Below are 1,957 nucleotides of genomic sequence, written 5' to 3'. Positions count from 1 at the left end.
ACATAGGCTAGCGGTTGGGGAGCAAGAGTCTCTCAGGAGTCCTCCTAACCCGTTGATGAGAGGGAATCGGAGTTACGCAAGCTTGCAGAGGCAAGGGCATAGAAACGGGGTCTTTCTTTCCTTGCTCCTTGTGCTCGAATGATTTCACCACCATTGTTCCATCTCCATTGAGCCCAAACCTATGAGAATTCCTAAGTTTGTATCATTACTTCTCGTTTTTTGTCTCAGTCTTACGGCGGCGATTGGCTGCAATCCCTCCACTGAGACTCCAACCCCAGATGCTCCGAGTAGCTCGGATGCGACGAGTGCGCCCTTGGTGCTGGGTTATAGCAACTGGGCCGGCTGGTGGCCTTGGGCGATCGCCGAAGAGGAAGGTCTCTTCGCTGCCAATGGCGCAAACGTCGAACTACGCTGGTTTGATGGCTATCTTGAATCCATGGAAGCCTTTGCTGTCGGTCAACTTGACGCCAACTGCCAGACGCTTAATGACACCATTTCCTTTGCCGCTGATGCTGTCAACGGAGAAGTAGTCGTGCTGGTCAACGACAACTCTGCCGGTAATGACAAAGTGATTGTGACAGAAGAGATCACTACAATTCAGGATCTCGCTGGCAGGAATGTAGGACTAGAAGAAGGGGTCGTGGGCGATTTCCTTCTTACCCTTGCCCTAGAGGAAGCCGGTATGTCTCGCAGCGATGTGAATATTCGCGGGTTAGAAACGGGCGAAGCCACAGCAGCATTCGCCGCAGGACAGCTTGATGCCGTTGCCGCCTGGCCACCGTACTGGCTGACAGCACTGCAGCTTGAAGGAAGTAAGGAACTGTTGAGTTCTCAAGACTACCCTGGAGCTATTCCCGATTTGTTAGTCGTCAGTCAAGTCATGATTGATGAACGCCCCGATCAAGTGCAGGCACTGGTCAACACGTGGTTTGATGTCTTAGCCTTCATGGACGAAAATCCCGATCGCGCCCAGGAAATTATGGCCCAACGGGCTGATGTGTCCCTCGATGAATTCCAACTGTTTACCGATGGGACTAGGATGTTTACCCTAGAAGATAATCTAGAAGCCTTTAGCCCTGGTGAAGACATGAAACATATGCCCTTCGCCGCCCAGCGCATGGCAGACTTTATGACCAGTGTTGGGTTTATCACCGAAGATAAGGTTCCCGATCTAGACGCAGTTCTCGATGATCGTTTCGTGCAGGCCTATGCCGCCAGCAATAGCTAAGGATTGGGTTGTTGTTCCCATGGCGATCGCTTAGATGTAGGCGATCGCCCCCCATTGTTCTCAAGGTCTCCCGAGAAACTATGACATCCACCTCTTCTGACCTGACCGATACTCCCCGCACCCAGGGACTCAAGCCTACGGTTTTTTGGGGAATTGCTGAAGATATCCCCCGATCCCTAAATTGGGTATTGTTTACCCTGTCGATCATTATCCCCTTTACAGGCTGGTGGATTGTTGCTAGCCTGCCGGGTATGAATGCCGCCTTCCTGCCATCTCCCGCAGATGTGGTTCGCGCTTTTATGGGATTGTGGGAACGAGGTTTTTTGCTACAAGATACTTGGGCTAGTGTATTTCGCGTGTCCTGTGGATTTCTTCTGGCAGCGATCGTCTCTGTGCCGCTGGGGATCCTGATGGGTACCTTTGCTAGCATAGCGGCTCTATTTGAACCGATCATCGGCATCCTGCGGTATATGCCAGCCCCTGCGTTTACCCCACTGCTGATTATTTATTTGGGACTTGACGAGGCACCTAAAATCGCCCTGATTTTTCTAGGGACGCTGTTCTACAACGTTCTGATGATCATGGACGCTGTGAAATTTGTACCGAAGGATCTTTTGGAAGCGACCTATACCCTGGGCGGTCGGCGTTTGCAAGTGCTCACCCAAGTGATTATGCCCTACGTCACACCTAGCATTATCGATACCTTTCGGATTAATATCGCCACCTCTT

At 51.5% G+C, this 1,957-nt stretch carries 2 protein-coding genes; both read left to right on the top strand.

Annotated elements, in window-relative coordinates; all coding sequences use genetic code 11:
* The first annotated feature begins 181 nt into the window (after window positions 1-181).
* Complete coding sequence (locus tag V6D20_06760) at window positions 182-1,228, top strand: ABC transporter substrate-binding protein (GenBank protein ID HEY9815485.1); 1,047 nt, start codon at window positions 182-184, stop codon at window positions 1,226-1,228.
* Between the two features lie 80 nt (window positions 1,229-1,308).
* The coding region (locus V6D20_06755) for an ABC transporter permease (protein ID HEY9815484.1) at window positions 1,309-1,957 on the top strand (649 nt) is incomplete at its 3' end.

It is taken from the genome of Candidatus Obscuribacterales bacterium, assembly GCA_036703605.1.
In the GTDB taxonomy this organism is placed as follows: Bacteria; Cyanobacteriota; Cyanobacteriia; order RECH01; family RECH01; genus RECH01.
The sequence above is the reverse complement of the archived record's forward strand: the minus strand, read 5'-3'. Positions and strand labels throughout refer to the sequence as shown.

What these genes read in the sequence shown, in the direction of transcription:
- V6D20_06760 (HEY9815485.1), top strand. Translation starts at nt 182, where the DNA reads ATGAGAATTCCTAAGTTTGTATCATTACTTCTCGTTTTTTGTCTCAGT.